Annotated in this window: 1 protein-coding gene; it reads left to right on the top strand. The window is 64.0% G+C overall.

From position 1 onward, the window contains the following. Nucleotides 1-146 precede the first annotated feature (146 nt). The gene (locus tag ACIQU6_RS44390; RefSeq protein ID WP_403488377.1) at nt 147-2,219 is read left to right on the top strand and encodes a hypothetical protein; all 2,073 of its coding nucleotides are present in this window, start codon (nt 147-149) and stop codon (nt 2,217-2,219) included. Nucleotides 2,220-2,290: the final 71 nt, after the last annotated feature.

Here is a 2,290-nt window from a genome sequence, read left to right as displayed (position 1 = left end):
CCTACCTTGATCAGCACGAGATCCCCCGGCCGAAGTCCTGGCGAACCCTGGGCACCTGACCTCGGCAACTCCAAGATCCCCGACAGAGTCAAGCTAGATCTCAAATGCCCTCTGAAGCCCTCCTGAACCACCGGTCCCCGGTCCGATTGAACCACCCCCTGCCACTCTGCCCACCACAACCCCCTTGCGCGGAGGCGATCATGCCGACAAACAACAAGCCCGCCCTGGCCACGGACCAGCCTCACCTGGATCCTGTGCCTGTCACCCTCATACCTGTCGACGGCGACCAGGAAGCCGACATGCCCCTGGCAGGTGATGTTTTCACACCGCTCACCATCGAGGTGCGGGAAGGAGGCTTACACCCCCTCGAAGGCGTTCTTGTCGACTTCACCCTAGAAGGCCCTACGTCCGCTACAGAACCCCAATACCAGCACTGCCCCACTAACGCACTGGGGCAGGCCCCCTCACGTGCCTTCGCTCCCCTTGAAGGGTCAGGCACGTACACGCTCATCGCGGAGCTCCACAACACGGACGCCTACCAGCCGAGCCCCTCCAGCCTTGTCTACAGCCGCGTCGCCCCCGCCGTGCTGCTCGTGGCCTCGGTGCCCAAGCGGTGCTACCTGGCCGGCAACTGCCCTCTGCGCCTGCGAGTGATCCGTCCCGCCACGGACACCACCGAACTGGCCGTGAGCTGCACCTCGGTATCGGATGCCTTCCAGCTCAGCGTCACCCCGCAGTCCCCTCCCGCGGCCACGGCCGACACCGTCACCGATGAGGGCGGGAACTTCACCCTCTTCCTCTGTCCTGTCAAACCCCTGCCCGACCCCATCCCTGCAGCCATCACCCTCCAGGTTGCCGCCGCCGACGGCCAGACACCCTGGACAGTAGAGATTCCCTGCCCACAGATCCTCATCCCCGTACTGATCGACATCTCCACCGCACCGGACGAGGACACCCCGGTCCCGGACACCAGCCTGGAGAGCACCGACGGGCAGGCCTTGGTCCCCCTCACCGTCCGGGCCATGGGGCCCGGTCCGGACGACGACCCCGTGCCCGGGCAGCAACTGGGAGAGCAGCCGCTGCCCGACATCGCCGTCGACTTCTCCGTGACCAGCCCGGGCAACGAGACCAGGCCGCTGGGCACCCGTTACACCGACGCCCACGGCGAGGCCACCTCACCCTCGTCCCTGGGCTCGTACGCCGGACGCGGCACCTACACCCTCACCGCCCAACTCTCCCCACCCACCTCAGCCACCCGAGACAGCACCCCGGACCCTGCTACGCGGACCAGCACCCGCACCCCCAGCCTCCAAGGCCCCACCGCCATCGCCGTTCGCGAGCCATTCTTCACGTTCGCCTACACAGTCAAGGAAGTGGCTGAACACCAGAACGTCCGCGTGTTCGAGACCTACCAAGACCCCACAGACGACACACCACTCATCAGCCGGCCAACGACCGGCACATCCGGCATTGTAGCCCTCCCCAACACGTTTCCTCCCTCAGCCGCAGGCGACTACCGCGCCTGCCTAATGGGCAAAGACACCGAGAACAAGAACATCCATCTGGCCGAACCGCTGACGTTCACCCTGGCCGCCTCCACCCTGACCGCCAGTGCAGAGACCTTCCCGGCCGGCCAGGACATCACCCTCACCTATACCGGCGGCACCCCCAACGCCGTCATCAGCATCTACACCGAAATGGAAGGCCCCCCCGCCTCCGGCGAACAAGGACCGGGCGCACTGGACACCCAGGATGCAACAGCCTCCACCGGAACAGTGACCTTCCCCGCCGACACCTTCACCTCCGGCACCTTCATCACCAACAGAAACTTCACCGCCTACATGTTCGACATGGGCGACGGAACCTCAGAACTCGACGACTACCGCTGGCTTAGCATCCCCTGCCACATCACCATCCTCAACACCCCCTGGATCAACAACTTCTCCGCAACCTGGAACACAGACGGAACCATCTCCACAACTGGGCGATGCGGCCCCCTCCAAGCCAGCGTCGAAGCATTCAGAGGCGACCAGAACGAATGGGCCCACATCGACGACATCACCGACAACACCTTCACCAACGACAACATCCCCGCCAGCCATAAATTCAACAACACAACACTGCGCCTGCGGATACACGTACACGGGGAAGAAGCAACAACCCCCCACAGCGACGTCACCATCAGCGACCGGGAGTCTAACGGGTCGCCCCACGATTGATGATCTTGCTCACGGTTGGGGACATGGAGTGGTTTCTATGAGTTGTCTGGGTTGTGATGACTCATCAGGCT

It is taken from the genome of Streptomyces sp. NPDC090442 (assembly GCF_044769405.1).
Lineage (GTDB): Bacteria > Actinomycetota > Actinomycetes > Streptomycetales > Streptomycetaceae > Streptomyces.
This window is presented reverse-complemented; position numbering and strand designations above follow the sequence as displayed.